At 37.3% G+C, this 24,639-nt stretch carries 24 protein-coding genes; 6 read left to right on the top strand and 18 right to left on the bottom strand.

Annotated elements, in window-relative coordinates; all coding sequences use genetic code 11:
- Nucleotides 1-3: 3 nt before the first annotated feature.
- The 3 genes from JR347_RS11970 to JR347_RS11960 all read left to right on the top strand — a co-directional run bounded on the left by JR347_RS11970 (nt 4) and on the right by JR347_RS11960 (nt 3,483).
- Nucleotides 4-1,137 (top strand): PKD domain-containing protein, encoded by a 1,134-nt coding sequence (locus JR347_RS11970; protein ID WP_205720841.1) that lies wholly within the window; start codon nt 4-6, stop codon nt 1,135-1,137.
- Nucleotides 1,138-1,225: 88 nt separating this feature from the next.
- Nucleotides 1,226-2,101, top strand: a complete 876-nt coding sequence (locus tag JR347_RS11965) for a cyanophycinase (RefSeq protein WP_205720840.1) — start codon at nt 1,226-1,228, stop codon at nt 2,099-2,101.
- The gene (locus tag JR347_RS11960; protein WP_205720839.1) at nt 2,098-3,483 is read left to right on the top strand and encodes a YfcC family protein; all 1,386 of its coding nucleotides are present in this window, start codon (nt 2,098-2,100) and stop codon (nt 3,481-3,483) included. Before JR347_RS11965 ends, JR347_RS11960 begins: the two co-directional genes overlap by 4 nt.
- On the opposite strand, the gene JR347_RS11955 is transcribed toward JR347_RS11960, so the two are convergent.
- From JR347_RS11955 to JR347_RS11940, 4 genes are all read right to left on the bottom strand, one after another.
- On the bottom strand, nt 3,480-4,409 hold the full coding sequence (locus tag JR347_RS11955; protein ID WP_205720838.1) for an isoaspartyl peptidase/L-asparaginase family protein: 930 nt from the start codon (nt 4,407-4,409) through the stop codon (nt 3,480-3,482). The two genes, JR347_RS11960 and JR347_RS11955, sit on opposite strands and share 4 nt — an antisense overlap.
- 280 nt (nt 4,410-4,689) lie before the next feature.
- The gene (locus JR347_RS11950) at nt 4,690-5,250 is read right to left on the bottom strand and encodes a hypothetical protein (protein ID WP_205720837.1); all 561 of its coding nucleotides are present in this window, start codon (nt 5,248-5,250) and stop codon (nt 4,690-4,692) included.
- Between the two features lie 286 nt (nt 5,251-5,536).
- A complete protein-coding gene (locus JR347_RS11945) occupies nt 5,537-8,032 on the bottom strand; it encodes a tetratricopeptide repeat protein (protein WP_205720836.1) in 2,496 nt (831 codons plus the stop codon).
- 131 nt (nt 8,033-8,163) lie between these two features.
- Nucleotides 8,164-8,658, bottom strand: coding sequence for a hypothetical protein (locus JR347_RS11940; protein WP_205720835.1), 495 nt, complete (start codon nt 8,656-8,658; stop codon nt 8,164-8,166).
- Between the two features lie 12 nt (nt 8,659-8,670).
- Between JR347_RS11940 and JR347_RS11935 the strand changes: the two genes are divergently transcribed.
- The gene (locus JR347_RS11935; RefSeq protein WP_205720834.1) at nt 8,671-9,876 is read left to right on the top strand and encodes a PAS domain-containing sensor histidine kinase; all 1,206 of its coding nucleotides are present in this window, start codon (nt 8,671-8,673) and stop codon (nt 9,874-9,876) included.
- Nucleotides 9,873-10,940 (top strand): response regulator, encoded by a 1,068-nt coding sequence (locus JR347_RS11930; protein WP_205720833.1) that lies wholly within the window; start codon nt 9,873-9,875, stop codon nt 10,938-10,940. Before JR347_RS11935 ends, JR347_RS11930 begins: the two co-directional genes overlap by 4 nt.
- Nucleotides 10,941-10,942: 2 nt before the next feature.
- Here JR347_RS11930 and JR347_RS11925 read toward each other — a convergent pair whose 3' ends face one another.
- From JR347_RS11925 to JR347_RS11915, 3 genes are all read right to left on the bottom strand, one after another.
- Nucleotides 10,943-11,395: a cold-shock protein gene (locus JR347_RS11925; RefSeq protein WP_205720832.1), complete on the bottom strand. Its 453-nt coding sequence runs from the start codon at nt 11,393-11,395 to the stop codon at nt 10,943-10,945.
- 62 nt (nt 11,396-11,457) lie between these two features.
- Entirely contained in the window at nt 11,458-11,652 is a 195-nt protein-coding gene (locus tag JR347_RS11920; protein ID WP_205720831.1) for a cold-shock protein, read from the bottom strand.
- 28 nt (nt 11,653-11,680) lie between these two features.
- Nucleotides 11,681-12,895: a DEAD/DEAH box helicase gene (locus tag JR347_RS11915; RefSeq protein ID WP_205720830.1), complete on the bottom strand. Its 1,215-nt coding sequence runs from the start codon at nt 12,893-12,895 to the stop codon at nt 11,681-11,683.
- Nucleotides 12,896-13,289: 394 nt separating this feature from the next.
- Here JR347_RS11915 and JR347_RS11910 point away from each other — a divergent pair, with 394 nt between their 5' ends.
- A complete protein-coding gene (locus tag JR347_RS11910; protein ID WP_205720829.1) occupies nt 13,290-13,880 on the top strand; it encodes a YceI family protein in 591 nt (196 codons plus the stop codon).
- Here JR347_RS11910 and JR347_RS11905 read toward each other — a convergent pair.
- From JR347_RS11905 to ccoN, 11 genes are all read right to left on the bottom strand, one after another.
- The gene (locus tag JR347_RS11905; protein ID WP_205720828.1) at nt 13,854-14,363 is read right to left on the bottom strand and encodes a hypothetical protein; all 510 of its coding nucleotides are present in this window, start codon (nt 14,361-14,363) and stop codon (nt 13,854-13,856) included. The genes JR347_RS11910 and JR347_RS11905 overlap by 27 nt on opposite strands.
- A gap of 20 nt (nt 14,364-14,383) precedes the next feature.
- The gene (locus JR347_RS11900; protein ID WP_205720827.1) at nt 14,384-15,190 is read right to left on the bottom strand and encodes an energy transducer TonB; all 807 of its coding nucleotides are present in this window, start codon (nt 15,188-15,190) and stop codon (nt 14,384-14,386) included.
- A gap of 151 nt (nt 15,191-15,341) precedes the next feature.
- Nucleotides 15,342-16,616 (bottom strand): hypothetical protein, encoded by a 1,275-nt coding sequence (locus tag JR347_RS11895; RefSeq protein ID WP_205720826.1) that lies wholly within the window; start codon nt 16,614-16,616, stop codon nt 15,342-15,344.
- Between the two features lie 22 nt (nt 16,617-16,638).
- On the bottom strand, nt 16,639-17,205 hold the full coding sequence (locus tag JR347_RS11890; protein WP_205720825.1) for a YceI family protein: 567 nt from the start codon (nt 17,203-17,205) through the stop codon (nt 16,639-16,641).
- Nucleotides 17,206-17,392: 187 nt separating this feature from the next.
- Nucleotides 17,393-18,676 (bottom strand): acetyl-CoA hydrolase/transferase family protein, encoded by a 1,284-nt coding sequence (locus JR347_RS11885; RefSeq protein WP_205720824.1) that lies wholly within the window; start codon nt 18,674-18,676, stop codon nt 17,393-17,395.
- A gap of 26 nt (nt 18,677-18,702) precedes the next feature.
- The gene (locus tag JR347_RS11880) at nt 18,703-19,401 is read right to left on the bottom strand and encodes a sulfite exporter TauE/SafE family protein (protein WP_205720823.1); all 699 of its coding nucleotides are present in this window, start codon (nt 19,399-19,401) and stop codon (nt 18,703-18,705) included.
- Between the two features lie 2 nt (nt 19,402-19,403).
- On the bottom strand, nt 19,404-19,829 hold the full coding sequence (locus JR347_RS11875; protein ID WP_205720822.1) for a FixH family protein: 426 nt from the start codon (nt 19,827-19,829) through the stop codon (nt 19,404-19,406).
- 4 nt (nt 19,830-19,833) lie between these two features.
- Entirely contained in the window at nt 19,834-21,249 is a 1,416-nt protein-coding gene (ccoG, locus tag JR347_RS11870; RefSeq protein ID WP_205720821.1) for a cytochrome c oxidase accessory protein CcoG, read from the bottom strand.
- A 1-nt stretch (nt 21,250) separates the two neighbouring features.
- Nucleotides 21,251-22,195: a cbb3-type cytochrome c oxidase N-terminal domain-containing protein gene (locus JR347_RS11865; protein WP_205720820.1), complete on the bottom strand. Its 945-nt coding sequence runs from the start codon at nt 22,193-22,195 to the stop codon at nt 21,251-21,253.
- Nucleotides 22,188-22,382, bottom strand: coding sequence for a cytochrome C oxidase Cbb3 (locus JR347_RS11860; RefSeq protein ID WP_205720819.1), 195 nt, complete (start codon nt 22,380-22,382; stop codon nt 22,188-22,190). Before JR347_RS11860 ends, JR347_RS11865 begins: the two co-directional genes overlap by 8 nt.
- 3 nt (nt 22,383-22,385) lie before the next feature.
- The gene (gene ccoN / locus JR347_RS11855; protein WP_205720818.1) at nt 22,386-24,521 is read right to left on the bottom strand and encodes a cytochrome-c oxidase, cbb3-type subunit I; all 2,136 of its coding nucleotides are present in this window, start codon (nt 24,519-24,521) and stop codon (nt 22,386-22,388) included.
- Nucleotides 24,522-24,639: the final 118 nt, after the last annotated feature.

Raw genomic sequence — 24,639 nt, 5'->3', positions numbered from 1 at the left:
ATCATGAAATATTTATTAAATAGATTATTTATTGCAGCATCAATCTTTGTCGTTGCTGCATGTAGCAATGATGATGACTTTCCTGTGCCACAGGCATCAACTGTTGATGTAGAATATTCATTCAGCATTGATAATGAGGCATTTGCTCCGGCTACTGTCACTTTTACTAATGAGACCAGAGTGGCTGAAGGTAAGACAGCAACTTTTAATTGGTCTTTTGGCGATGGAACTTCTTCTTCCGAAGAAAATCCTACCCATTTTTATGAAAGCCCGGGCAGCTATACCGTGACATTAACTGCCGTCACAGAAGACGATCTTGATTTTGTCGAAAAAACCGTTGTAATAAAAGATCCGGATGCACTTCTAACAAGGCTTTTTGTAATTGACGCAGCAGATTTATTGATCGGTGAAGTGAATGGTGGATCTTTTGGAATAGATGGTTTTGGTACAGGAATAGAGTATGACTCAGATAATGAATTGATTTACTACACTGATGCCGAAGTACTGGGAGAAGGTAAGTTGTGGAGGGTTAATTTAGACGGTTCTGACGCTGAAATTGTAGCGGAAGGATTTGAAGACCCAAGAGATGTTGCTTTAGACTTGGATAATAATAAGGCTTACATCACCGATAGAGGTGCTGGCGTCCATGCTGTACACGAAATCGACTTGTCAAGTGGGAACTCTACTGTATTATATGACAATGCAAATGATGGCTTAGGAGAATTACCTGTTGGGATAGATTTTTACGACAATAATCTATATATAACTTGTGTTGAAATAGATGCAGAGTCTGTTTGGGTAGGTAATACTGATGGAAGCGGTGTTACAAGAATCATTGATTATAATGCAGGCGGGTATGGATATGGAATTGCAGTAGACAAAGTGAATGAGAAAATCTACTTTGATGATACAGACACCGGTAATATTTTGATGGCAAATCTCGATGGTTCTGGAATTCAGACCGTAATAGCTACTGGAAACAGAGTTTATGGTTTGGTTGTTGACAACACCAATGGCAAATTATACTATTCAGAAAGAAATAGTGGTAGTGTATTTATGATCAACCTTGACGGTAGTGATAAAGTTACGCTAAGCTCTGACTTCAATGATCCTAGAGGTTTATTCTTCATCCCATAAAAGTATTCATTTGGTTTAGGTGAAATACTTTTTATTGAAAGAGGCCTGCAACAACGGTTGAGGCCTCTTTTTTATAACTTTGAATTCAATGAAACAACTATATTTTTTACTTTTTAGTATCAGTACTTTGTTACTGGCTTGTAACGAGCAACCAGTCGAAGAGCAATCTGTAAATGAAGTTACCAACACTGCCCAAGGGCAATTATTTATCATTGGAGGTGGTAGTCGCCCGCCCATTTTGGTGAATAAAATTATAGAACTGGCTAACCTTAAAAGTGGTGCTTATGGCATCATTCTACCTATGTCTAGCTCAGAACCCGATTCCGCTATTTATTACGCCAACCTACAATTTCTCAACGCAGGTATTTCAAATGTAGTAGGAATGAACTTTGAAAAAGGCGACTCTCCTACTCCATCACAAATCGATTCTATTGCTAATGCTTCACTTATCTATATCTCAGGGGGCGATCAAAATAAATTCATGGATATTATAGCTGGCACGGAAATAAAAGAAGCTATCAAAACTGCTTACAAGAAAGGAAGTGTCATAGCAGGAACCAGTGCAGGTGCCGCTGTTATGAGTGAATTAATGATTACGGGCAATGAGCGTAATTATCCTGATTATGACAATACACTCCGATCTATTGAGAGTAATAATATAATCACCGCTCAGGGATTAGGATTGCTAACCACAGCTGTGGTAGATCAGCATTTTATTAAACGCGGTAGATATAACAGATTATTTAGTGTTTGTATTGAAAATCCTGATTTAATAGGCTTAGGCATAGATGAGTCTACAGCCCTGATTGTAAGTGGCGATAGTGCTGAAGTTATTGGGCTGTCTCAAGTCATCAGGGTTATCAATAATGATAAACAGCTAAGAAAAAACAAACATCTTTTAGGCGCTGAAAACCTTGAAGTTAGTGTATTATTGCCGGGAGATAAATTCGCATTAGTAAAATGAAATTTAAATTACCTGACACCCTCCTTCTTCTTATTGCAATTCTTTTGGTTTTCACACTACTCACCTGGATCGTTCCATCGGGTGAATTTGATAGAGAGGTAGTAAATGGTAAAGAGTTGGTGGTAGCAGATAGTTATAAAGAAGTAGCATCAAATCCTGCTGGTCTTTTCGATTTCATTCTGGCCCCAATCAAAGGATTTATATCTTCCGCTCAGATTATTACATTTATATTTCTCGTAGCGGGGTCTTTCGGTGTAATTAATCAGACAGGGGCTATTGAGGCTGGATTGCAAAGTGTTGTAGTAGCCAGCCAAAAAAATAAGGCATATAAAAGCCTGGTTATTCCTTTATTGATGATTTTATTCTCCATTGCTGGTGCCACCTTCGGTATGAGCGAAGAGGTTTTAGTGTTTATTTTAATTACTCTACCCCTCTCCTTTGCTCTGGGGTATGATTCTGTTGTTGGTGTTAGCATTCCGTTTGTTGGAGCAGGTGCTGGTTTTGCAGGAGCATTCTTAAACCCATTCACAGTTGGTATTGCTCAGGGAATTGCTGAATTAGCTCCTTTTAGCGGTTGGGAATACAGGCTTGTTGTATGGGTTATTCTTACGTCAGCTGCTATCATTTTCGTAATGATCTATGCCAGCAAAATAGAAAAGAACCCAGAAAAAAGCCCGATGTACGATATCGATAAAAATTCAAAATATAAAAATCAGGCTCAGGAGCATATAACATTTACCAATAGACACAGGGCGGTAATAATCATTTTTCTACTAGGGCTTGTTGCACTTATTTATGGCGTTAATGCCTGGGATTGGTACATCAACGAGATATCGGCATTGTTCGTTTGCATGGCAGTTGTTTCTGCCATAGTATTTAGAATGAATAGTGGTACTGCTATTGACAGTTTTGTTAAAGGTGCTTCTGAAATGATTAAAGTTACTTTTGTGATTGCCATTGCCAAGGGTATACTCATAATAGCTTCTGATGGTAAAATTATTGACACGATTCTTAATGCTATGGCTAGCAGTGTGGATGGCTTTCCAAATGCAGTGTCTGTTCAATTGATGTTCGGATTACAGACATTCTTAAACTTCTTCTTACCGTCAGGCAGTGGGCAGGCAGCATTGACCATGCCTATTATGGCCCCACTTAGTGATTTAATTAATGTTTCAAGGCAGACAGCGGTACTGGCATTTCAACTAGGTGATGGGTTATCGAATTTAATTATACCTACCAGTGGAGTAACTATGGGGGTACTAACCATAGCCAATATCCCTTATGAAAAATGGTTCAAATGGATGCTTCCACTCTTCATCATTTTATCGATATTGGCTATGTTATTATTAATACCTCCTGTATTATTTTTTAGCTGGAATTAATCTCTGAAAATAAAGGCTTTTGGTGGAGTAGATTCGTTCACCATTCCCCTGTACATTCCTTCTGAATTAAACACCAAAGCCATATTACCATTGGCATCTACGCCAACAATACCACCTTCTCCACCTAATTTGGTTTGCTTTTCCATAATCACCTTCTCTGCTGCATCCTGTAAAGAAAGATTGGCGTATTCCATCAAACATGATATATCATAAGCAACCACTCCTCTAAGAAAAAATTCACCGTAACCCGTACATGAAATAGCGCAAGTATCATTATTAGCATAAACACCACTTCCAATGACAGAGCTATCTCCTATTCTTCCATACTTTTTATTCGTTAAGCCACCGGTAGAGGTTGCTGCCGCAATATTACCATGAACATCCAGCGCTACGGCACCTACGGTTCCAAATTTTCTATCGTCCGTATGATCAAGCGCTGTTTTATCAGATCCTTTTAAAGCCTGCCACTGTTCATAGCGCATATCGGAATAGAAATAGTCATTTGTAACCATCTCCAAGTTATGCAAAGCACCGTATTCTTCAGCACCATGCCCTGAGAGAAAAACATAATTTTTGTCGGCTAATATTTTGCGCGACAATGTTACGGGGTTTTTTAGTGTAGTAATTCCAGCAACCGCACCCGCTTCTAAAGATTTTCCACACATGATAGAAGCTTCCATTTCATGCTTTCCATCGGCTGTAAATACTGCTCCTTTACCTGCATTAAATAAGTGGCTATCTTCTAAAACCTTTACTGACTCTTCCACTGCATCGAGTGAACTACCACCTGAATTCAAAATCTTCTGGCCTTGTATTAATGACTCCTCTAGTACCTTTTTATAAGTTACTTCTTGCTCCGGACTCATTTTTGATTTAAGTATTGTACCTGCCCCACCATGTATGGCAAGCGCATATTTATTATTCATTTAAATAAAATTTTGTTGAGAACTAGATTAAACTAAGCAAAGGTTTTATCTAGCAATTAAATATGGGCTGTAAATTGGTAAGGTTAAGTGGGTTAGCAAGTAATCCTACAAAAGAACACCGAAGTAGTCGTACTGAATAATGAATGCAGAAGTAGAATTTTTGCATCCTCGAATATTGCCAATTTCTATGATTTAGGCAACAATTTGATGATAATTTTTATACAAAAAAACCCGGCTCCATTTCTGAAACCGGGTTCAATCAACCTAAACTCTTTCTTTACTAGAAAGAAATTTCTTTTACAGTTATACCGTTGCTCATTACTTTGAAAGTAACGCCTGATTTTACTGCTTCTAAATTGAATAGCTGAGAGAACTGGCTTACAACATTTTCAGTAGCTGAATACACCTCATTTCTATTCTCATCCATTATTTTAATAGTAACTTCCTGGTTAGACGCGTTACCTAATCCTAAAAAGAACTTGTTATCAGAAAACTTGTTAACAAATACTGTTAATCCTTCTGCATTAGCAGGTGCGTTATTAAAAGCGAACTCGTAAGCTCTTACATCTTCATTGTCTACAATCTCGAATTTGTAGTTACCTGCTGGTAGGTTGCTCATGTTGTAAGGTCTCACAAAACCATTTTCATTTTTAATGATTTCAGAGAAAACCTTCTTTCCATCTTCATTGTAGATGTTTACTCTAACTTTGTTAGAAACAGGGCTAGTGTAATACACTTTAAAAATTGCAGTTGAATCGTTCGTTACTTTCACTTTTGAACGCTCTGATCCGAAAGCTGTGATGTTTGCAATTAATGCTAGGGCTACTAATAAGTTTTTCATTTTAATTTGATATTTCTGGGTTATTTTGCGCTGCAAAGGTAATTGGCTGTTTACCATCTAAACGATTGAATAATCGTTATGTAAGTTTCATGTAAGGTTATTATGAAAATAAACCAGAAATAAATTGACCGGAAAAATTTAAAGGATATCCAGCTCAATAGAATGGTATTAATATTTCGATATTTTATATTTTACAGAATATTATTCTTAACAAAGCATTAATATGAGTGTAATACGGAATATTATTTCCAATTAAAGTCACTAAAAAGCTACAAAATGAGTCTTTTTATAATGGCAGTGTAACTACGAACCTACTTCCTACTCCCAGTTCAGAAGTAAAATCAATCGAACCTTTTAGCCGTTCAACGGCCTTTTTGGTGATATATAAACCCAGACCATTGCCTTGTGAAGTTTCATTGCCTCTAAAATATAGCTCGAAGACCTTATCACGTAACGCAGGATCGATCCCCTGTCCATTATCTGTAACGGTGAGCATAATATTTTTATCTTTTTGTCTGGTAGAGATTTTAATATGGTTGATTGACTCCTTCTTACTAAACAAAATGGCATTTTCTAACAGGTTATCAACGATAATTTCAAGAATATCTTTAGAGGACTTGAATTCAGATATTTGTAATTCGGTGTCAATTTGAACGTTATATTCTTTGAATAAGTATTCCTGCTTGTCTATTCTGGTATCTATAATTTTCGTAATATCGAGCTTTTTAAATTCCAATTTATCAAAGCCTACAATACTCACTGCTTTTAACTTATTAACCATTCTGTTTAAGCTCCCGGCAGTGTCTTCTACCTTTTCAAATAACTCAAGTGCGCTTTCGTCTTTTACAACTGTACGCGCTATTTCAGCCAAACCAAGAAAGGTAGTTAATGGCCTTCTAAAATCATGTGCAGCATGGTAAAAGAAGGTATCCAAATCTTTATGCGCTTCATTTAGCTGTTTAGTCCTTCTTTCTACTTCTGTTTCGAGCCCTTCATTTAAAGATAATATTTCCTCATTCGCTTCCCGAAGCTCCTCAGATTGCGCTGTTATCTCTTCGGACTTCTCACTAATTTCTCTATTGAGTTCTTGAAGTTGTTTATTGGTCCTGCTCCTAATTTTCAACAGCCTGAATGTGATAAAAAGTACTATACAAATGCTCACTATACCTAAAGTGACTAACCCTAATAAAAAACGCTGATTCTTTATGGTCTTACTCTGAATTTCTAAATCCTGTTGCCTATTCAGATTTTCCAAATTCAGCACCCTGATTTCCTGATCTTTTTGTTTCAGTGTATACCTGGCCTCCAATTCAGCCAAGCGCACCTCTTTTTCAGTGCTAAACACACTATCTTTCATTGCAGAATATCTCTTATAATAGTCCAGAGCAACATTTACCTGACCAAGTTTCTCATAGAGTTTAGATTTAATCAGCAAGCACTCAACTATTATAGACTTTGCTCCTAGTTTCTCAGCCCTTTCAATTGCCTTTTCTATATACTCTCGAGCTTGCTTATATTGTTCCAGCTTTATGTAAACATTGGCTATAGTATATTCGCTTACGGCAGCACCATATTGATTACCCATATCCAGATCGACAGGATATGTAAGCAAGTAATTTTCTAGTGCCTTCTTATCTTCACCTAGTTTTTCATAAACATACCCCAGGTTAAAAATGGCTACCGCCTCACCTCTTTTGTGATTAAGCTCTCGTTTAAGTTGAGCGCTCTTCTGATACGCATATATTGCACTATCATACTTTAATTGTCGGGTAAGTAACGTACCTAAATAATTATACACTACCGCTTTAATCGACTTGTTGCCAATGTCATCACTTATAATCTCCGCACGCCTAAGCAACGACCTTGATTTTGCTTCATCCTGATTAAAATACATCCAGGCAAGTTCATAATACGTTTCTGCTAATTCCTTTTTATTATTCTGGTCCTGAAATATTTCAAGTGCCTTGAAGTAATACTCAACAGAAAGATCTATCTGACCCAATTCAGAATACAAGCCGCCCAATTGATAATAGCACAACCCACGCCCATAATCATAGCCACTTGCTTTATATAACCTTTCAGCCTCAGTCAAGTCTAGCAGCGCATTATCATAATTACCATTTACACTTTTCACCTTTGCCAATTTTACCAAAGTAGCAGCCATGTTGAGGGAATCACCTGAGGCTTTGTGAGTTGATATATTTGCTTCTAGGTATTCTTTGGCATTGGCATAGTTTCCTGTTAATCTTTCGTATTCGGCCTTTAATAAGAGAATAGAATTAGACCTGTAATCTGCCGCCTGCACATTACTTATTGACACCAACGTATTTAAAACTCCATTCACATCACCCAGATCCACCAAAGCAAAGCCTCTTGAAAGCAAATAATCGATTTTGACCTCTGCCTTATTTTCGACAACTACTGCAGAATCTACTAAACGAACAACCTTTGATGCTTCCCCTTTTTTTAGTAGCAAGTTCAAATAAAATTGAAATGCATCATTTTCAATTTTTTCTGACTTCCCAATTTCAATGGCCCGCTTATAATAGTCTTCTGCAGCCATGTAGTCTCCGTTTGTATAGGCTGATATTCCTTTATTGGCCAAAGACCTTAACAGGCCTTCTTTGTATTTGGAGCCTTGTGCTAATTGATAGGCGGAATCGCTATATTGAATGGCTAATTTGGTATTAGAGTGCCAATATTCTTCAGCCAAATCATTATAATAATCAATCTTCGAATTGATGCTACCCTGGCTATAGAGCACAGCACGGCTAAATAGCACGACAGTGATTAAGAGAATTGATTTTAAAATTGGTAAACGCACTCAGTATTACATTAATCGAATATTAAAATTAAAAATTTAATTATTCTAATCCCGATTAATACGCATTAATAATATATAGATAGCAGTTTTTAGGCTACAAGCTGAACGGAAGCCTTTCCAAGAAATTCCTCATGAATTTCATTTTTTAAAGATTCCTGCATGGAGGGACACAAAATAAGATAATCAATATCTTGCGTTTTAATGTTGATTTTTATTCTATCGGCCATAAACCCTACTTCAGATAGAAAACGATAGTCAATTCCTTTCGACTTTAATAGGTCCACCTCTATTTTATCAAAAATGAATTTCGCCTTATTCTCTATTTCTTTTTTAAAACTTTGAGAAGTGCCATCTCCTTCGTTGTAGGGTTTAATGAGCCGGTAAGCGTATAATATGATTAACTCCCAATTGTTTTTTTCACAAAGCTCAACAGCTTTATTCAAACAATAGGTAGTGTCTTCCTTTAAGTTAATTGGGTATAGCGCCTTCTTTTTTAACATTCTATCTGCTCTCCAATGCAATATAAATTGATCCTCCGTCCATATCCTGTTAAAATGGTCAATGCATTTAATGATTTTTGTCATATTTTTAGCATTATGAGAGAGTCAAACGAAACAGCCTATAAAGCCATATTTGAAGCATGCGAAGAAGGCATTATTGCTGTAGATATTGAGGGAAAAATTGCCTTGGCCAATAGCTCACTACTAAAACTATTTGGGTATGAAATTGAAGAGCTACTAGGTAAAACTATAGAAACACTCATACCAGATAAAATCAGACATAAGCATGTTAAAGAGAGAGAAGTTTATATTGAAAACCCTAAACCCAGAAAAATGGGTGTAGGTAGAGACTTGCTGGGATTAAAAAAAGACGGCACACAATTTCCTGTTGAAATAAGCTTAAATAAAGTTCATTTAGATGATGAGCCTCACATTGTGGCTTTTGTGATAGATATTTCTGAACGTAAAAGAGTTGAAGATGCTCTACAACGAAGTGAAGAACAATTGATTTTATACGCCACACAACTGGAAGATAGAGTTAGCAAAAGAACCGAAGAGCTGGAGAAGGAAATTTCTGAACGAAAAAAAGCACAGGAAGAGGTAATTAAGGCTCTGGAAAAAGAACGAGAGTTAAATGAACTCAAATCGAGGTTTGTTTCAATGGCATCACATGAATTTAGAACACCACTAAGTACCATACTATCATCTGCCTCTCTTATTGGCAAATATGAAAAAACTGATCAGCAGGAAAACAGATCGAAACATATAGAAAAGATTAAATCGGCTATCAGTAATTTAAATAATATACTTAACGACTTTCTTTCGTTGGCCAAGCTGGAAGAAGGGAAAATTGACATTGATCAGAATCAACTGTCTGTGATATGCACAGTGAAAGAGGTTATTGAGGAAATGGAAGCTTTGAAAAAGCCAGATCAAAAAATTAATTTAGAAATTATTGGCGAGGAGAAGAACATAGTAAGTGATGAGAAAATTGTAAAGAATATAGTCATTAACTTAACCTCCAATGCCATTAAGTACAGCAGTAGTAATATTGATATCATCACTGAATTTAAACCTCAAAGTGTTCAATTAACTATTAAAGACTACGGAATTGGTATTCCAGCCAATGAACAGAGTCATTTGTTCGATCGGTTTTTTAGAGCTAAAAACGCCATAAACATTCAGGGTACAGGCTTAGGACTGAATATTGTAAAAAAATATGTTGAAATGCTGAATGGCACAATTACTTTTGAGAGTAAGGAAAATGAAGGCACCACATTTACAGTAACTTTACCATTATGAAAAAGATTTTGATCATAGAGGATAACAATGAGATTCGTGAGAATATCAGTGAAATTTTAGAACTGGCAGATTACAAAACGATATTAGCCGAAAATGGCAAAGTGGGTGTTGATTTGGCAGTAAAAGAAAAACCTGATCTGATTATTTGTGACATTATGATGCCCGAATTAGATGGCTATGGCGTACTTCATATTCTGTCAAAAAAGGAAGCTACAGCCTCTATTCCATTTATTTTCCTTACTGCTAAAGCTGAGAAGGCGGACCTACGTAAAGGCATGGGTTTGGGTGCAGATGATTATTTAACCAAACCGTTTGATGATACTGAGCTTCTAGATTCAATAGAATCGAGGTTGAGAAAAGTAGATGCTCTAAAGAAGGATTATAGCAATAGTCCTGAAGGTGTTAATAAATTTATTAAGGATGTAAAAAAGCATCATAACCTTGAAAGCCTTACCTCTAGTTACGAACCTCGATTGTTCAAAAAGAAAAATGAAATCTTTAGAAATGGTGATTACCCAAATCATTTGTATTTGGTTGTTAGCGGAAAGGTAAAAACAATCAAATCTAATGAAGATGGAAAAGAGCTGATTACAGGTATTTATGCCGCTGGAGATTTCTTTGGGTACGAGGCAATGCTGGAAGAAATTAAGCACGAAGACTCAGCAGAAACCATTGAAGATTCATCTATCATACAAATACCAAAAACTGAGTTCTTTGACTTGCTATACACCAACCGAGATGTGGCTCAAAGGTTCATTCAAATGCTTTCGAAGAATGTAGTTGATAGAGAGCAGCAGCTTATTGACTTAGCCTACAACTCTGTTAGGCAGCGAACTGCAGGTGCATTACTCAAGATATTCGAAAAGTTTGGCTCTGAAGCCAATGAGCCAATAAAAGTATCTCGTGACGACTTATCTAACATGGTGGGAACTGCCACCGAATCTGTGATACGAGTATTGTCTGACTTAAAAGACGAGAAAATTATTGAAATTCAATCAGGAAAAATACTCATTAAAGAAATTGAAAAGCTGGAGCAAATACAAAAATGGCACGTGGCCAGGTAGTATTATCTAACTACCTTCACTTCAATTGCCACTAAACCTTTAGGCCCTTTTTCAAGCTTAAAGCCTACTTTATCTCCTTCTCTTATTTGAGATTTTAAGCTATTTACATGAACGAAAAAGCGCTCATTTGTTTCATTCTGGTCTATAAAACCGTACCCTTTAGCATCATTAAAAAAGGCTACTTTACCTCTTCGCTCTGACGTTAAATCTTGTGGGGCAGACTTAGGCACACCAATTTCTATGTCTTTGGCCTTTATCTCTTTTTTCTTTTTAGTCTCATCTGGTGGCGAATCTACAATGTTTCCATTCTCATCCAAATAGGCCATCATTTCATCTAAATCTCCGCTGGTTGAGTTAGCTTTTCTTTCTTCTTTCTTCTCTTGCTTTTCTTTACGCTTTTGAAGTTTCTTCTTTTCTCTTTCTTTCTTTAAAAATGTGTTTTGTGATCTTCCCATATAGTATATTTAGTCAAAAACAGAAGGCTTTCAAAATTTCGAAAGCCTTCATTATTTATTAATTATCCAATTACTTTCACTTGAACGGCATTCATGCCTTTCTTACCTCTCTCAACAGAGAATTCAACTTTATCGTTTTCGTTGATTCTGTCTATCAATCCACTTTCATGGACAAAAACATCTTCAGATTCACCTTCAGGTGTAATAAAACCAAATCCCTTGGTGTTATTGAAAAATTTTACTGTTCCTTCTTTCATTATATTATTGTTTAATAATTCGTGTTTGTTAGTTAATAAATGTCAGTGCTTTACCCGTTTTTCCTGCTCTACCTGTTCTTCCAATACGGTGTACATAACTGTCATAAGTTAACGGTATTGAATAGTTGATAACATGGGTAATGTCATTCACATCAATACCTCTAGCTGCCACATCTGTAGCTACTAAAACTTGAAGCTTTCCTGACTTAAATCTATTAAGTGCATTTACACGGTAATTTTGTGACTTATCACCGTGAATTTGATCGGCTTTAATACCAGATTCAGTTAGCTTTTTCGTAATCTTTGAAACCCATCTTCTGGTTTCAGCAAATACTAATACTTTTTGGTAATCGCTTTCAGAAAGCATGTCAGAGAGTACTTTGAATTTATCTTCACCCTCGCCTACTTTAATGATATCCTGATCTACCTGATCGCTTGAACTATCACCGGCATTCACCTTAACCTCTACAGGGTTCGTAAGAATGGTGCTTATCAGGCTTTTCTGAGATTTATCTACTGTGGCAGAAAATAACATAGTCTGAGATCTGCTCGTCATATCGCCTACAATACGCTTAATATCGTTTACAAATCCCATGTCCAGCATTCTATCGAACTCGTCCAGGACTAATACTGGTATTTTGTCTAATCTCAATGCCTTTCTGTCCATCAGGTCTTTTAATCTACCTGGTGTACCTATTATAATATGATTCTTTCTTCTCAGTTGCGCTAAATCTTTTCCAACGCTTGTTCCACCAATAAAACTTGAGGCAAATAAGCCTAAGCCATGGACCAAACTTTTAAATTCAGTTTCTACCTGTAAAGCCAGCTCTCGTGTTGGCACTATAATTAGTGCGTTCATAGGAGCTTTGTCCTTCATCAAGCGTTGAACGATAGGTATTAAGAATGCAGCTGTTTTACCCGTTCCGGTGTTGGCTACGCCCATTAAATCTCTGCCATCTAATAATGGCTCTAACGTTTCGTCTTGTATTTGACTAGGCGTTTGATATCCTTTCTTATGAAGATTTGCTTTAAGATTAACATCTAAAGGCATTTCATCAAATGTCCTTTCTGATATATATTTTTGTTGGATGGAAGGTTGTACCTTTTTTACCAACTGGTTAATATCAATTGAAGTGGTAGCTTTTTTCTTTGAGTTACTTCTTCTACCTTGTCCTGAAGGTCTGCTTGCAGAACGATTTTTGAATCCAGCATTTCTGGATCTCTTTGTTTTTGTTGTATTCATATGGTTATGTTCTAACCTTAGAAATAGGCATTATTTCACTAGTCCAGATCGACAGATTTAAATTTTAGTGCCGACTGGATAAGTGTATAAATTGATAAACTTTAAAAGATATTAATCCCCGTTTCTAGTGTTAATAAAAAATGTTAGAAGGGGTAAAAAATTAATTATTGAATCGGTTGGATAGAATAAAGAAGTGATACTCCTGCTAATTGTGCTACAAAGGTACTACTAATAATTGGTCTTTCCGAAAATTATATTTTACACTAAATTATTAAAGCCTTGTCATCGTTATACAAACTGAACACAAATGCCATTTCTCTCATGTCTAGACCTGATCTATGTCATTAATCCTTAAACATCATTCACCGTTATTTGCCATCATTAAATTTAAATTATGACAAGACTTATTTCGTTTTTCTTACTATCAATACCATTGGTGGCGCAAAGCCAGACTGTTAGACAAACAATGATCATTGAAGATGAAAGCACATTTAGGATAAGCGGGAAGTCTAGTGTTAACTCGTTTGATTGCCAGATAGTACAAGGTTTTTGCGGAGAAAGTGTGGATGTGTGCTACAATTTACAGGCAACCACTGTAAAATTTGACAATACGAAGTTCTCAATACCTGTTAATCAGTTTGATTGTGGTAGTAATTTTATAACGAGGGATATGAAAAAGACCCTTAAAGCTGAGGAGTATCCTTTTATGCAGTTTGAACTACTAAGTATTATTAATTTTGATAATCTGAATTGCAATAACTCAAAAGCTGAGACATTGGTAACTATTGCCGGTGTAACAAACCGATACCTATTAAATTACGACATAAGTCAACTTGATGAAGATACATTCAAAATCAAGTTGAATTCAACATTTGACATAAACGATTTTAACCTCAACCCTCCCTCTGCTTTAATGGGTTTAATAAAAGTAGATAAGACTATAGATGTTAGCCTTAGCTTACAAACCAGAATTGAACAGCCATAGAAATTTATACAACTCTCTGTAATTAAACTCATCGAGCTTCATCTCTTTTCTCCATTTATTTACATCAATCAGAAATGTTTGATAATCGAATTCTTTGAGCTCGGTGGCTCTTTTTTTATATAACAGTTCCAAAGTAATACTATCGCAGATGGCATATGCATCAGGGTTGTGCCAATTGCAATATCTGGACGCTACGTCACAAATAATTAGGCTGGAGTTATCAAACTCACAGATTTTTTGAACTGCAGTAGGGTCTCCGCTTTTTAAGAGTTTGTCTAGGTTAAGTTTTAAAATAAAATCGCTTAATGCTGAAAGGTTTAATTGGTGATGAAAGTGATTTCCACATTCATTCAGTTTTATTAAAACATCTGATATTGAATTGGAATTAAAGTGTTCTTTAAAATAACTTAGAACCTTTTCATCTCTTGTGAAAAATCCCTTTACCTTATTGAATTCTCGTACTTTATCTGATAAGTTTTGCATTCGCCTCAACAAGATAGGCTTTATTGCTGATTTAAAACAAATTGTATAGGGATAACCATTTTAACTCGTACAGGTTTACCTCTCTGTTTACCTGGGATCCAGGGATCAGCATTTGCAATTACCCTAAGAGCTTCTTCATCACAACCCATGCCTATACCTTTTATTACTTCAAGGTCAGTTAAACGGCCGTCTTTGTTAACAACAAACTGCACGAAGACCTTACCTTGTACATTAGATCTTCTGGCTGCTGCAGGGTATTTTATATTGTTATTGATATAGCTGTAAAAACTTGCGAGGCCTCCATTAGGTACTGGTTGATTTTCAACAATAGTAAATACTTCATCTGCTACTTCTTCCATAGGTTCTTCGCTTGCTATAATATCTATTGCTTCAAATTCAGTGTCTTCATCTATGCTTATATCCAAATCAATTTTTATCTCTTCCTTAATGGTTTCTTCATCTGGCACCTCAATAATATTGGGTTGTTTCAACACTTTAATTGGCTCTGGAGGTGTTTGTTCTGTAGGCGGCACTTCAAATAACTCATCTTCATAAATCGCATTGGCTGTTAGGTCAACCAGTTTGCCTGTATCATAGAATTTCCAGTTAATGATTAGGGTAACAATAGTTAAACTTAAAAAGAGGCCGATATTAAAGAGTAAGCCTCTTAAGCTTTCGTATTGTTTCTTTTTTGCCTGCTTTATTTCAAACAGGTCATTAAATATTTTAGCCTGATCATAAAGCCTAACTAGTTTTTGCTTTGGCTCTTTTTTATGCAGAATCCTGAAATCTGCTTGTCTATCGAAGTAATCTCTATGAAGTCCCATAATAACCTCCTTGTTTTACTATGAATTTCCCTTTTTTACCTTAAAAGTTAGATGACTCCTATTAGGCTCTGTTCTGATTATTGTCAATAAATATAACTGGCCATAAAAAAAAGGGGCAATGCCCCCTTTTCTAGTTTAAAATTAATCGGTTTTAGAAGCTAATGGCTGCTTCAATGTTTACACCTTCGAAGCTAGCTCCTTGGTATTTAGTACCAGTGAACCCGTCACCGTCATACTTTTGACTCACATACTCTAGCTTAACAATTACGTTGTTTGTCATAAACCAGCCTCCGCCTAAGTTTATTCTGCTTATTTCCTGATCCGGTGCACCGTCAACTCTAGCTCCCTTCACAGTGTTGTATCTACCACCTGCATAGAATTGGTCGTTACCTCCAAATCTATACAGTGCTTCAGCAGCAATTTGTGTGAAAGAACCGTCATTACCATCAGCACTTCCAGAAGCTACTTCATAGATTCCGAAGAACTCTAAGCCTCCAAGTTGAACGAATGGGTTAATTTGAATGGCTGTAACCTCTGTAAATCGGGCGTTTAATCTTGGCTCAAAATCGCTTACAGCTCTGTCAGCAACTTCTTGTTGTGTATGTAATACACCGTAGTATCTAGCTCCTGCTCTATCACCACCGTATAACCAAGTACCTGTGGTAGTACCTTTATTCAAGTACCAAGAACCTGTTAATCTAACTCTTTTATCATCATCTAGCTGCTTATCAATACCCAACTTACCGAAGAAAGATGGCTTATTATCACTGTTGTCGTTTACGACCACGTTCTGATTTAGCTTACCGTTGGTTACACCTAATACTGCTAACATTCCGTTTTTTTGCAATGTTAACTCACCAAATGCCTCTGTAGAGAATGCATCCATTATGTAGTTTGCTACAAAAGGGTTGTAAATTGCCCTTGCGTTATCTGTTCTTCTAAAATGAGCATCACCATAGTTGAATTCATCCAATCCAATTCTAATGGTTGCTATTTCCATGAACCCTGACATAAAACCAGGTTTAACAAAGTCCATTTTATCAATTTGGATGTGTCCACCTTTTACCCAGGCTTCTTCGTGGTGTCTAGAAGACAGGTAAGTTCTCAAGTGCATTTTAACACCATCTTCTAACTGAACATCTATGTTTAAGTTAGCAGTTGGTAGATTAAAGTCCTGACCTAATTTGGCCAAGTTACCTGCATCATTACCTTGAGTGATTGATTGAAATTGCATGGCAAAGTCACCTCCTACTCTTACTTTGAAGCCATCATAGCCAATTGTATCTTCTTTAGAAGTTTCGTAAACATTTACTCCGGCTTGTCCGGGAAGTCGATCGTATTGCAGGGCTCTGTTAACCTGCGCAGTACCTATTGTGGCAATGCCCAATAGTCCGACTAATAGTGTTGCTTTTATTGAATTTTTCATTGTTTTGGTATTTTAAGATTGATTAATTTTTAAACTCGGTTTTAAATTTTATGGTAATCTGATCGCCTGTTTTTACTGTACCCAGTAAAGCTGTTGGTGGATCAACGTTGAAGTCTGTCATTTTAAATGTGACTTCTCCTGTGCATACCATATTATTCTCATTAATTTCAGCCTTTACAGGAATTGTTATCACCTTGGTTGTTCCGGCAATTGTTAAAGCGCCTTTTGTTTTAAGATCATACTTGTTTCCGTTGTTAGAGACCGACACCACTTCATTCAGCTTGTAATCAATAGTGGGGTAATCGTCACTATTAAGCGCCTCATAAGTGTTATTATCCATCGAACTCTTGCCACTTTTCAAGCTTTCAACTTTTACCTGAAAGTTTAGTGAGTTGATGGAGTAGACATCATCTTTGCTTGATAATTGTGCCGTGCCATTGAGCTCTTCTGCAGTGATTTCCCAATCGTGTAAAGTTGAAGTACCAAGCACTTCCAGAGAACTGGATGTGTTGTCTAACTTATAACTTTGGGCTCCTGCGGATGACAGGGTTCCAATAAATATCAAGAGTAACATTGCCTTCGTTTTCATGACTTTTTATCTTTTTTGTCGATACAATATTATGAGTCAATGAGCAGGCTATTAATGACAGAAGTCAGGATTAAATATGACTTTCGATATACTAAAACCTTGAAGCAGGCTCCAATAAAAAGTAATAAAAAACGCCCATTTTGAATTAAAATGGGCGTTTTTTAGTTTATCCTAGCTAATAAATAATTTACACGGGTATTTGGAATCTTTCAAAAGCTTTTTCTTCTAAATATTCTCGATGATCCGGATGGGCTATAGATATTAAAGCCCTTGCACGCTGCTTCAAACTCTTGCCATAAAGGTCTACCACTCCATGCTCTGTAGCAATGTAGTGAACGTGCGCTCTCGTGGTTGTAACACCGGCTCCCTCTTTGAGAGCAGGAACTATTTTACTAAGCCCTTTACTTGTTATTGAAGGCATTGCTATAATAGCCTTGCCACCCTCTGAAAGTGACGCACCGCGAATAAAATCCATTTGCCCGCCTACCCCTGAGTATTGATACATCCCAATAGTATCAGCACAAACCTGACCTGTTATGTCAATTTCAATGGCACTATTAATAGCGGTAACCTTTGGATTTCTACGAATCACGGCTGTATCGTTTGTATAAGCAGCCTCTTTTAAGTGTACCATAGGGTTGTTATCCATAAAGTCATACAACTTCTGAGACCCCACAGCAAAGCAACTTACTATTTTACCCGGCTTCACTGCTTTTTTAGCGCCAGTTAATACTCCAGCTTCTACGAGTTTTAAAATACCATCGGAAAACATTTCTGTGTGGATGCCCAGATCTTTATGGTTAACTAAATTGGCCAAAACCACATTGGGTATACCTCCTATACCCATTTGCAAGGTTGCTCCATCTTCTACCAATGTAGATACATGATGCCCAATCTTATTTTCAATTTCAGATGGCGGATGCAATGTTGAGCAATGAAGCGGCTCATCAACTTCTACTGCGTAATCAATTTTGCTGATATGAATTATACCATCTCCATGGGTACGAGGAACGTGCTTGTTAATCTGGGCGATAACAATTCCGGCAGTTTCAATGGCGGGAATAGTAACATCAATTGACGTTCCTAACGAACAAAATCCATGCTGATCGGGTGGTGATACCTGAATAAGCGCAACATCTAAGGGGATGATATTACGCCTAAATAATTGATGGATTTCACTTAAAAAAATGGGAATATAATCACCAAAGCCTGTGTTTATGGCTTTACGAACATTGGCACCCACAAAACAACTTACTGTTTTAAAAGAGCCTCTATACGGCTCTTGGGTATACAATGCATCACCTTCCGTATGCATATGAACCAGATTCACATTTTCCAGCGACTCATAGTTATTGCATAGTTCATCAATCAAACGATTAGGAGTCATAGCTGCTCCTTGTATGTAAACGTTTTGATTTGACTGTATATGATCTATAGCTTCTTTGCTACTAACAATTATTAATGAACTCATTTTAAAATGATTTTATAAGATTCTAATTATGGTGTAGTACATGTTGTGATACCGGCATCCCAACCTAATTGTGCTAAAACCGGGCTCACGTAAGGAATATCTAACGACAACCCTCTTACTATTAATAGTATACCCACAATTATTGAAAGTGACGGCACTAATCTCTTAAATAAAATTTGTTTGTTTAAAAATCCACTTCCCAGCATCACTACCGACATTAATGGCCATGTACCTAAACCAAAACCAGTCATCACCAAAATTGACTCCAGCATGCCTCCACCATTCAGCGAGGCTATGAGCGCCATATAAACCAGTCCGCATGGCAGAAGTCCATTGATTACACCAAGAATTAAGTAAGTGAAAGAGTTTTTTGTTCGATTGATTGACAAAAGTTTAGTCCTAAATTTAGAAACCACAAAATTGGCTGATGACCAACCCGAAAGTCTGTTAGCAAGCTTTGGTACGATGATCATTAAAAGTAAGGCAACTCCAGAAATGACAGACACTGCACTTTGCCAATCTGCAAATTGAATTCCTACTCCAACAAATCCCACAACAACTCCCAAAAACACATAGGTAATTAACCTACCTGCATTGTAGAGTAGCATGGATAATTTAGTACCACTTTTGGAATGGAGGAAAGCAGCCACGGGTCCACACATCGCGATACAGTGGAATCCACCAAACAGGCCAATGGTTAGTCCGATAATGAGATAACCAATCATTATTAGATGATAATGGTCTTTTCGATGTAAGCTTCTTTTTCACCTTCTGACCAGGAGAGCTTTACTTTCCATAGACCTAAGTCCATACCTTTTGTACTAATAAATTGTTTGGTTCCTGCTGCTATTTCAAACGGCACTACCCTATCTTTTTTTGCGTCTGATGGACGATAGAAATGAACTTCACCTTTAGTATTTAAGTCACTGTTAATGAAGAACTTATGATCTCTAGCATCAAATTCAAATGTAATATGATCACCAAGCTCTAAGGCATGGGTTTGTTTATCTATCTGATCCTGATAAGCAAGCTCCTGCTTGTAATAATCAGTAGCAACAAGGCTAATATCTTGTTTCATACTTATCACCACCATGGTGATAATAACTCCCGCAAATGAGATAAATGCAATAACTATTTTTGTTCCCCAATTCATGGCTTTAATTGTTTATTGGCCCTAAAAATTTTGTCTTTACTGTTTCTTCAAGCTCCCCATTAACATAGACACCAACGGTCAGTTTCATTCGAGCCGATGTAATTTTATCCGCTGGAATTTCTATAAAATAAACGCCTTCACTTAAGCTGTTGGCCTCAAGTAACTGATCTGCCTCACCTACTTTAATAATACTCGCTTCCTCCTGATCTATCACTTTCAAATCAATTTTCATGTCCTCGAAAGTCTTATTCACAAATTGAATGTTGTAAAGGTTAGTGATGGTTCCTTTTTCTGTCTTTTGGTATAACTGACCAGGCACTTTCAATATAGTGGTTTCAATATCTGAACGCATCATTAAAGCAGAGAGTAAAATGCTAACGAGTATTAAAAGAACCACAGAATATGCTTTTACACGCGTATTGAATAACGATTTGGATCCTGTACTTATAGATTCGTGCGAGGCATAACGAATAAGTCCTTTAGGCTTATTTACTTTCACCATCACTTCGTCACAGGCATCTATACAGGCGGTGCAATTTACGCATTCCAGTTGTGTACCATTTCTGATGTCGATTCCTGTTGGACAGGCATGAACGCATAACTTACAATCAATACAATCGCCTTTCTCTTCAACCGGCTCATTTTTTTTCAACTTCCCTCTTGGCTCACCTCGCAGCCAATCGTACATTACGGCAATGGATTTATTATCCAGCAGAACACCTTGTAGCCTGCCATACGGACAAATAGCTACACAAGCTTGCTCCCTTAAATAAGCAAAAACCCAGTAGAAAATTCCTGTAAACACTACCATTCCAGTAAAGCCTGCAATGTTTTCGGATGGTGGCTGACTAACGATTTCCATTACCTTGTCGATTCCAATTAAGTAAGACATGGCCGTGTGGGCTATTAAAATGGCAATAAGCGCATAGATAATATGCTTCAGGCCTTTCTTTCTAACCTTCTCAAAATCCCATGGCTTTTGATCTAGCTTTCTCTGTTGGTTCGCATCCCCTTCTATCCAATATTCTATTTTTCGGAATACCATCTCCATAAAGAGCGTTTGAGGGCAAGCCCACCCGCACCATAATCTTCCGAATACCACAGTAAAGAGAATCACAAAAACGAAGAATGTGATCAATAAAAGTGCTAATAGGAAAAAATCCTGAGGCCAAAATGCCTGACCGAAGATCACGAATTTACGTTCGAAAATATTGAGTAATAGAAGTGGTCTGCCACCAATAGTTATAAACGGACCGGCAAACAGTATTCCCAATAAAAAAATAGTTACCCCTATTCGAAGGTTATGATAATAACCTTTTGGTTTTTTAGGGTATATCCATAGCCTTTTACCTGTTTCGTCAACAGTGGCTATGGTATCCCTAAATTCTTCGTCAAATTGGTATAAGTCCTTTTGATTCATGTTAATTGTTCGAAGCCATTTGTAGACTATCTACAGCTTCTTTTACTTCTTCCGTATCCACACTATCCAATGCATCTTCAATTACTTCAGGCACAAAGAGCTCTCCTTGAGGTTCTTTAGCATTAGGAGGGTTTGTACCTCTAAGAGTGAGAATATAAGAAGCTACATTCTGCATTTGTGTCGGTGATAAAAGTGGTTCCCAAGAGATCATACCTTTTTCAGGAACACCCTTTTGTATCGTGGTAAATACACTTGAAATATCACCTCCGTGAAGCCAATAATCATCAGTAAGATTTGGACCAATACCACCCTCGCCTAAATCTTTATGGCATTGTGAACAGTTATTAAGGTATATCTGCTTTCCTTTTTGTAATGATGCGGCATCTGTAATTGCCACTACACTATTAGCATCAACATTTTCTACTGGCGCATTGGCTAACCTGGCTTTTGCTGCTTCATTGGCGGCATAAACTTCTGCCTTATACTCTTCCAACTGTAGCGGCATATTTCCGATCACGTGGTAGCCTAACATGTAAACAACAGCAAAAACAATCGATAAGTAGAACATCCATTTCCACCACGGTGGTAAGTGATTATCCAACTCTCTGATGCCATCATAGTTATGATCCAACAATACTGTTTCTTCCTCTTCAACAGGAACAGCATCATTCGCCTTCTGCATAAATTTAGACCACCAACTTTCTTCCTCAACAAACTCTACTCCCTTTTCAGTGGCTTTTTTCTCCAACTCTTGTCGCACCATTACTCGTAACAATCGTAACACAACCACCGAAACACCTAACACAAGAAGCGCAACAATAAATACAAACCCGGCCACAATGTAAAGAGCAGTATTCGTACTCACCATATCGGCAGTAGATTGTGCATTGACATTCGCTATTGAGAGAACTGCCATTAATATGATTAAACCTAATTTCTTATTCATGATTGTTCAATTTAGATTCTGGAAGATCACCGCCTTCAAAGGGCAGGTTTTTCATTCTTGTGATGTATCCTTTATCTGTGGTAAACACCCACAGCAAAAGACACAGGAAGAATATCATGAAGATTGTCAATGAAATAATTGGCCAAATCTCCACATTATGTATTTGTTCGAAATAGTATTTAAACATGGCTTACTGGTTTTCAGAGACTTGCTCTGGTTTAACTTTTATATCTGTTCCTAATCGCTGCAAATAAGCAATCAAGGCTACAATTTCAGCTTCAGGTACAATCTCAATATTGTCTTCTGCTTTCAAACGGGCTACTATTTCAGCGGCCTGTTTATCGAGTTCATCATTAGCTACATTTTCATAGCCTTCTTCATAGGGCACGCCTATAGTTCTCAATGCATTGATCATATCAGCTGTCATCGATTTATCAATACTTTTTTCGTACAACCAAGGGTAAGGCGGCATTATAGAACCAGCAGATACCGAGCTAGGATCAAGCATATGATAATAGTGCCAGCTATCAGGATACTTAGCTCCTACTCTGTGTAAGTCTGGCCCAGTACGTTTCGAGCCCCATAAGAATGGATGATCGTACACAAACTCTCCAGCTTTAGAGTATTCTCCATAGCGTTCTGTTTCAGATCTAAATGGCCTCACCATCTGAGAGTGACAACTCACACATCCTTCACGGATATATAGATCACGTCCATGAAGCTCTAAAGGTGTGTATGGTTTTACGCTGCTTATGGTTGGAACATTACTCTTAATCAGGAATGTTGGAACCATCTCTATAACACCACCAATTAATATGGCCACTACCGTTAGTACAGTAAATAATACTGGCTTACGCTCCAACACAGTGTGCCATCCACCTGAGTGTATTTTTTGTTCCTTTAAAAGTGCCGGTGCTTCTGCCTCTTCATTAGCTATAAAGCTTCCGGTACCTGCAGTCTTCACTATGTTGTAGATCATTACAAATACTCCTATCAGGTATAGTCCGCCACCAACAGCTCTAAGCATGTACATTGGTAAAATCTGAACCACAGTTTCGAGGAAGTTTTTATACTCAAGGAAACCTTCAGCATTAAACTCTTTCCACATTAAACTTTGAGTAATACCAGCAACATACAATGGCAATGCATAGAATATGATACCAAGTGTACCTATCCAAAAGTGTGTGTTAGCTAGTGACACCGAGTAAAGTTTGGTACCCCACATTCTAGGCACCAGCCAGTACATCATACCGAAAATGAGGAAGCCATTCCAGCCTAATCCACCAATGTGTACGTGAGCAACAATCCAGTCGGTATAGTGCGCTATGGCATTCACATTTTTTAATGAAAGCATAGGCCCTTCAAATGTGGCCATACCATAGGCAGTAACAGCCACTACCATAAATTTTAGAACAGGATCTTCACGTACTCTGTCCCAGGCTCCTCTAAGAGTTAACAATCCATTTAACATACCACCCCAGCTTGGCGCGATAAGCATGATGGAGAACACAACGCCTAATGATTGTGCCCAATCAGGCAGTGAAGTGTATAATAAGTGGTGAGGGCCAGCCCAGATATAAATGAATATCAAAGACCAGAAGTGAATAATTGATAATTTATAGGAATAAACAGGTCTGTTAGCCGCCTTAGGTAGGAAGTAATACATCAAACCCAAAAACGGTGTGGTTAAGAAAAATGCAACAGCATTGTGGCCGTACCACCATTGTACTAATGCATCTTGTACGCCTGCATACCAGCTATAGCTTTTAAAAAGGCTTACCGGCATCTCAAATGAGTTTACAATATGCAGAACTGCTACTGTAACAAACGTGGCAATATAGAACCAGATAGCCACGTACATATGCCGTTCTCTTCTTTTGAGTATGGTACCAATCATATTGACACCAAACACAACCCAAATAAGTGCAATGGCAATATCAATTGGCCATTCTAATTCTGCGTATTCCTTAGAGGTTGTAAGCCCTAAGGGCAACGTAATTGCAGCAGCCAAAATTATCAACTGCCAGCCCCAGAAGTTAATCCAGCTTAGTGCATCACTAAACATCCTGGTTTTGAGCAGGCGCTGCAATGAATAATACACGCCTGCAAACATGGCATTACCCACAAATGCAAAAATGATGGCGTTGGTATGAAGTGGCCTTATTCGGCCAAAAGTGGTGTATTCGAGGTCGAAATTAAAAATAGGATAAAACAACTGTATGGCAGCTGTTAAACCCACTAGCATTCCAACAACACCGAAAATAACGGTAGCTACCATAAAGTACTTAACTACCTTATTATCATAGCTGAATTTCTCTAGTTCCATAGTTTACCTTTGGTTATTTAAAATATACCCGAAGATAGATATGGTTTTAGGGGCTATTAATGATGGTGATTAGAGTGAAAACTGATTAATATCAGGAAGCTTCTAGTAGAAAGCAATA

The sequence above is a fragment of the Fulvivirga lutea genome, assembly GCF_017068455.1.
In the GTDB taxonomy this organism is placed as follows: domain Bacteria; phylum Bacteroidota; class Bacteroidia; order Cytophagales; family Cyclobacteriaceae; genus Fulvivirga; species Fulvivirga lutea.
This window is presented reverse-complemented; position numbering and strand designations above follow the sequence as displayed.

Coding starts and splice junctions, on each gene's coding strand:
- JR347_RS11970 (WP_205720841.1), top strand. CDS start 4: ATGAAATATTTATTAAATAGATTATTTATTGCAGCATCAATCTTTGTC.
- JR347_RS11965 (WP_205720840.1), top strand. CDS start 1,226: ATGAAACAACTATATTTTTTACTTTTTAGTATCAGTACTTTGTTACTG.
- JR347_RS11960 (WP_205720839.1), top strand. CDS start 2,098: ATGAAATTTAAATTACCTGACACCCTCCTTCTTCTTATTGCAATTCTT.
- JR347_RS11955 (WP_205720838.1), bottom strand. CDS start 4,409: ATGAATAATAAATATGCGCTTGCCATACATGGTGGGGCAGGTACAATA.
- JR347_RS11950 (WP_205720837.1), bottom strand. CDS start 5,250: ATGAAAAACTTATTAGTAGCCCTAGCATTAATTGCAAACATCACAGCT.
- JR347_RS11940 (WP_205720835.1), bottom strand. CDS start 8,658: ATGACAAAAATCATTAAATGCATTGACCATTTTAACAGGATATGGACG.
- JR347_RS11935 (WP_205720834.1), top strand. CDS start 8,671: ATGAGAGAGTCAAACGAAACAGCCTATAAAGCCATATTTGAAGCATGC.
- JR347_RS11930 (WP_205720833.1), top strand. CDS start 9,873: ATGAAAAAGATTTTGATCATAGAGGATAACAATGAGATTCGTGAGAAT.
- JR347_RS11925 (WP_205720832.1), bottom strand. CDS start 11,395: ATGGGAAGATCACAAAACACATTTTTAAAGAAAGAAAGAGAAAAGAAG.
- JR347_RS11920 (WP_205720831.1), bottom strand. CDS start 11,652: ATGAAAGAAGGAACAGTAAAATTTTTCAATAACACCAAGGGATTTGGT.
- JR347_RS11915 (WP_205720830.1), bottom strand. CDS start 12,895: ATGAATACAACAAAAACAAAGAGATCCAGAAATGCTGGATTCAAAAAT.
- JR347_RS11910 (WP_205720829.1), top strand. CDS start 13,290: ATGACAAGACTTATTTCGTTTTTCTTACTATCAATACCATTGGTGGCG.
- JR347_RS11905 (WP_205720828.1), bottom strand. CDS start 14,363: ATGCAAAACTTATCAGATAAAGTACGAGAATTCAATAAGGTAAAGGGA.
- JR347_RS11900 (WP_205720827.1), bottom strand. CDS start 15,190: ATGGGACTTCATAGAGATTACTTCGATAGACAAGCAGATTTCAGGATT.
- JR347_RS11895 (WP_205720826.1), bottom strand. CDS start 16,616: ATGAAAAATTCAATAAAAGCAACACTATTAGTCGGACTATTGGGCATT.
- JR347_RS11890 (WP_205720825.1), bottom strand. CDS start 17,205: ATGAAAACGAAGGCAATGTTACTCTTGATATTTATTGGAACCCTGTCA.
- JR347_RS11885 (WP_205720824.1), bottom strand. CDS start 18,676: ATGAGTTCATTAATAATTGTTAGTAGCAAAGAAGCTATAGATCATATA.
- JR347_RS11880 (WP_205720823.1), bottom strand. CDS start 19,401: ATGATTGGTTATCTCATTATCGGACTAACCATTGGCCTGTTTGGTGGA.
- JR347_RS11875 (WP_205720822.1), bottom strand. CDS start 19,829: ATGAATTGGGGAACAAAAATAGTTATTGCATTTATCTCATTTGCGGGA.
- ccoG (WP_205720821.1), bottom strand. CDS start 21,249: ATGAATCAAAAGGACTTATACCAATTTGACGAAGAATTTAGGGATACC.
- JR347_RS11865 (WP_205720820.1), bottom strand. CDS start 22,195: ATGAATAAGAAATTAGGTTTAATCATATTAATGGCAGTTCTCTCAATA.
- JR347_RS11860 (WP_205720819.1), bottom strand. CDS start 22,382: ATGTTTAAATACTATTTCGAACAAATACATAATGTGGAGATTTGGCCA.
- ccoN (WP_205720818.1), bottom strand. CDS start 24,521: ATGGAACTAGAGAAATTCAGCTATGATAATAAGGTAGTTAAGTACTTT.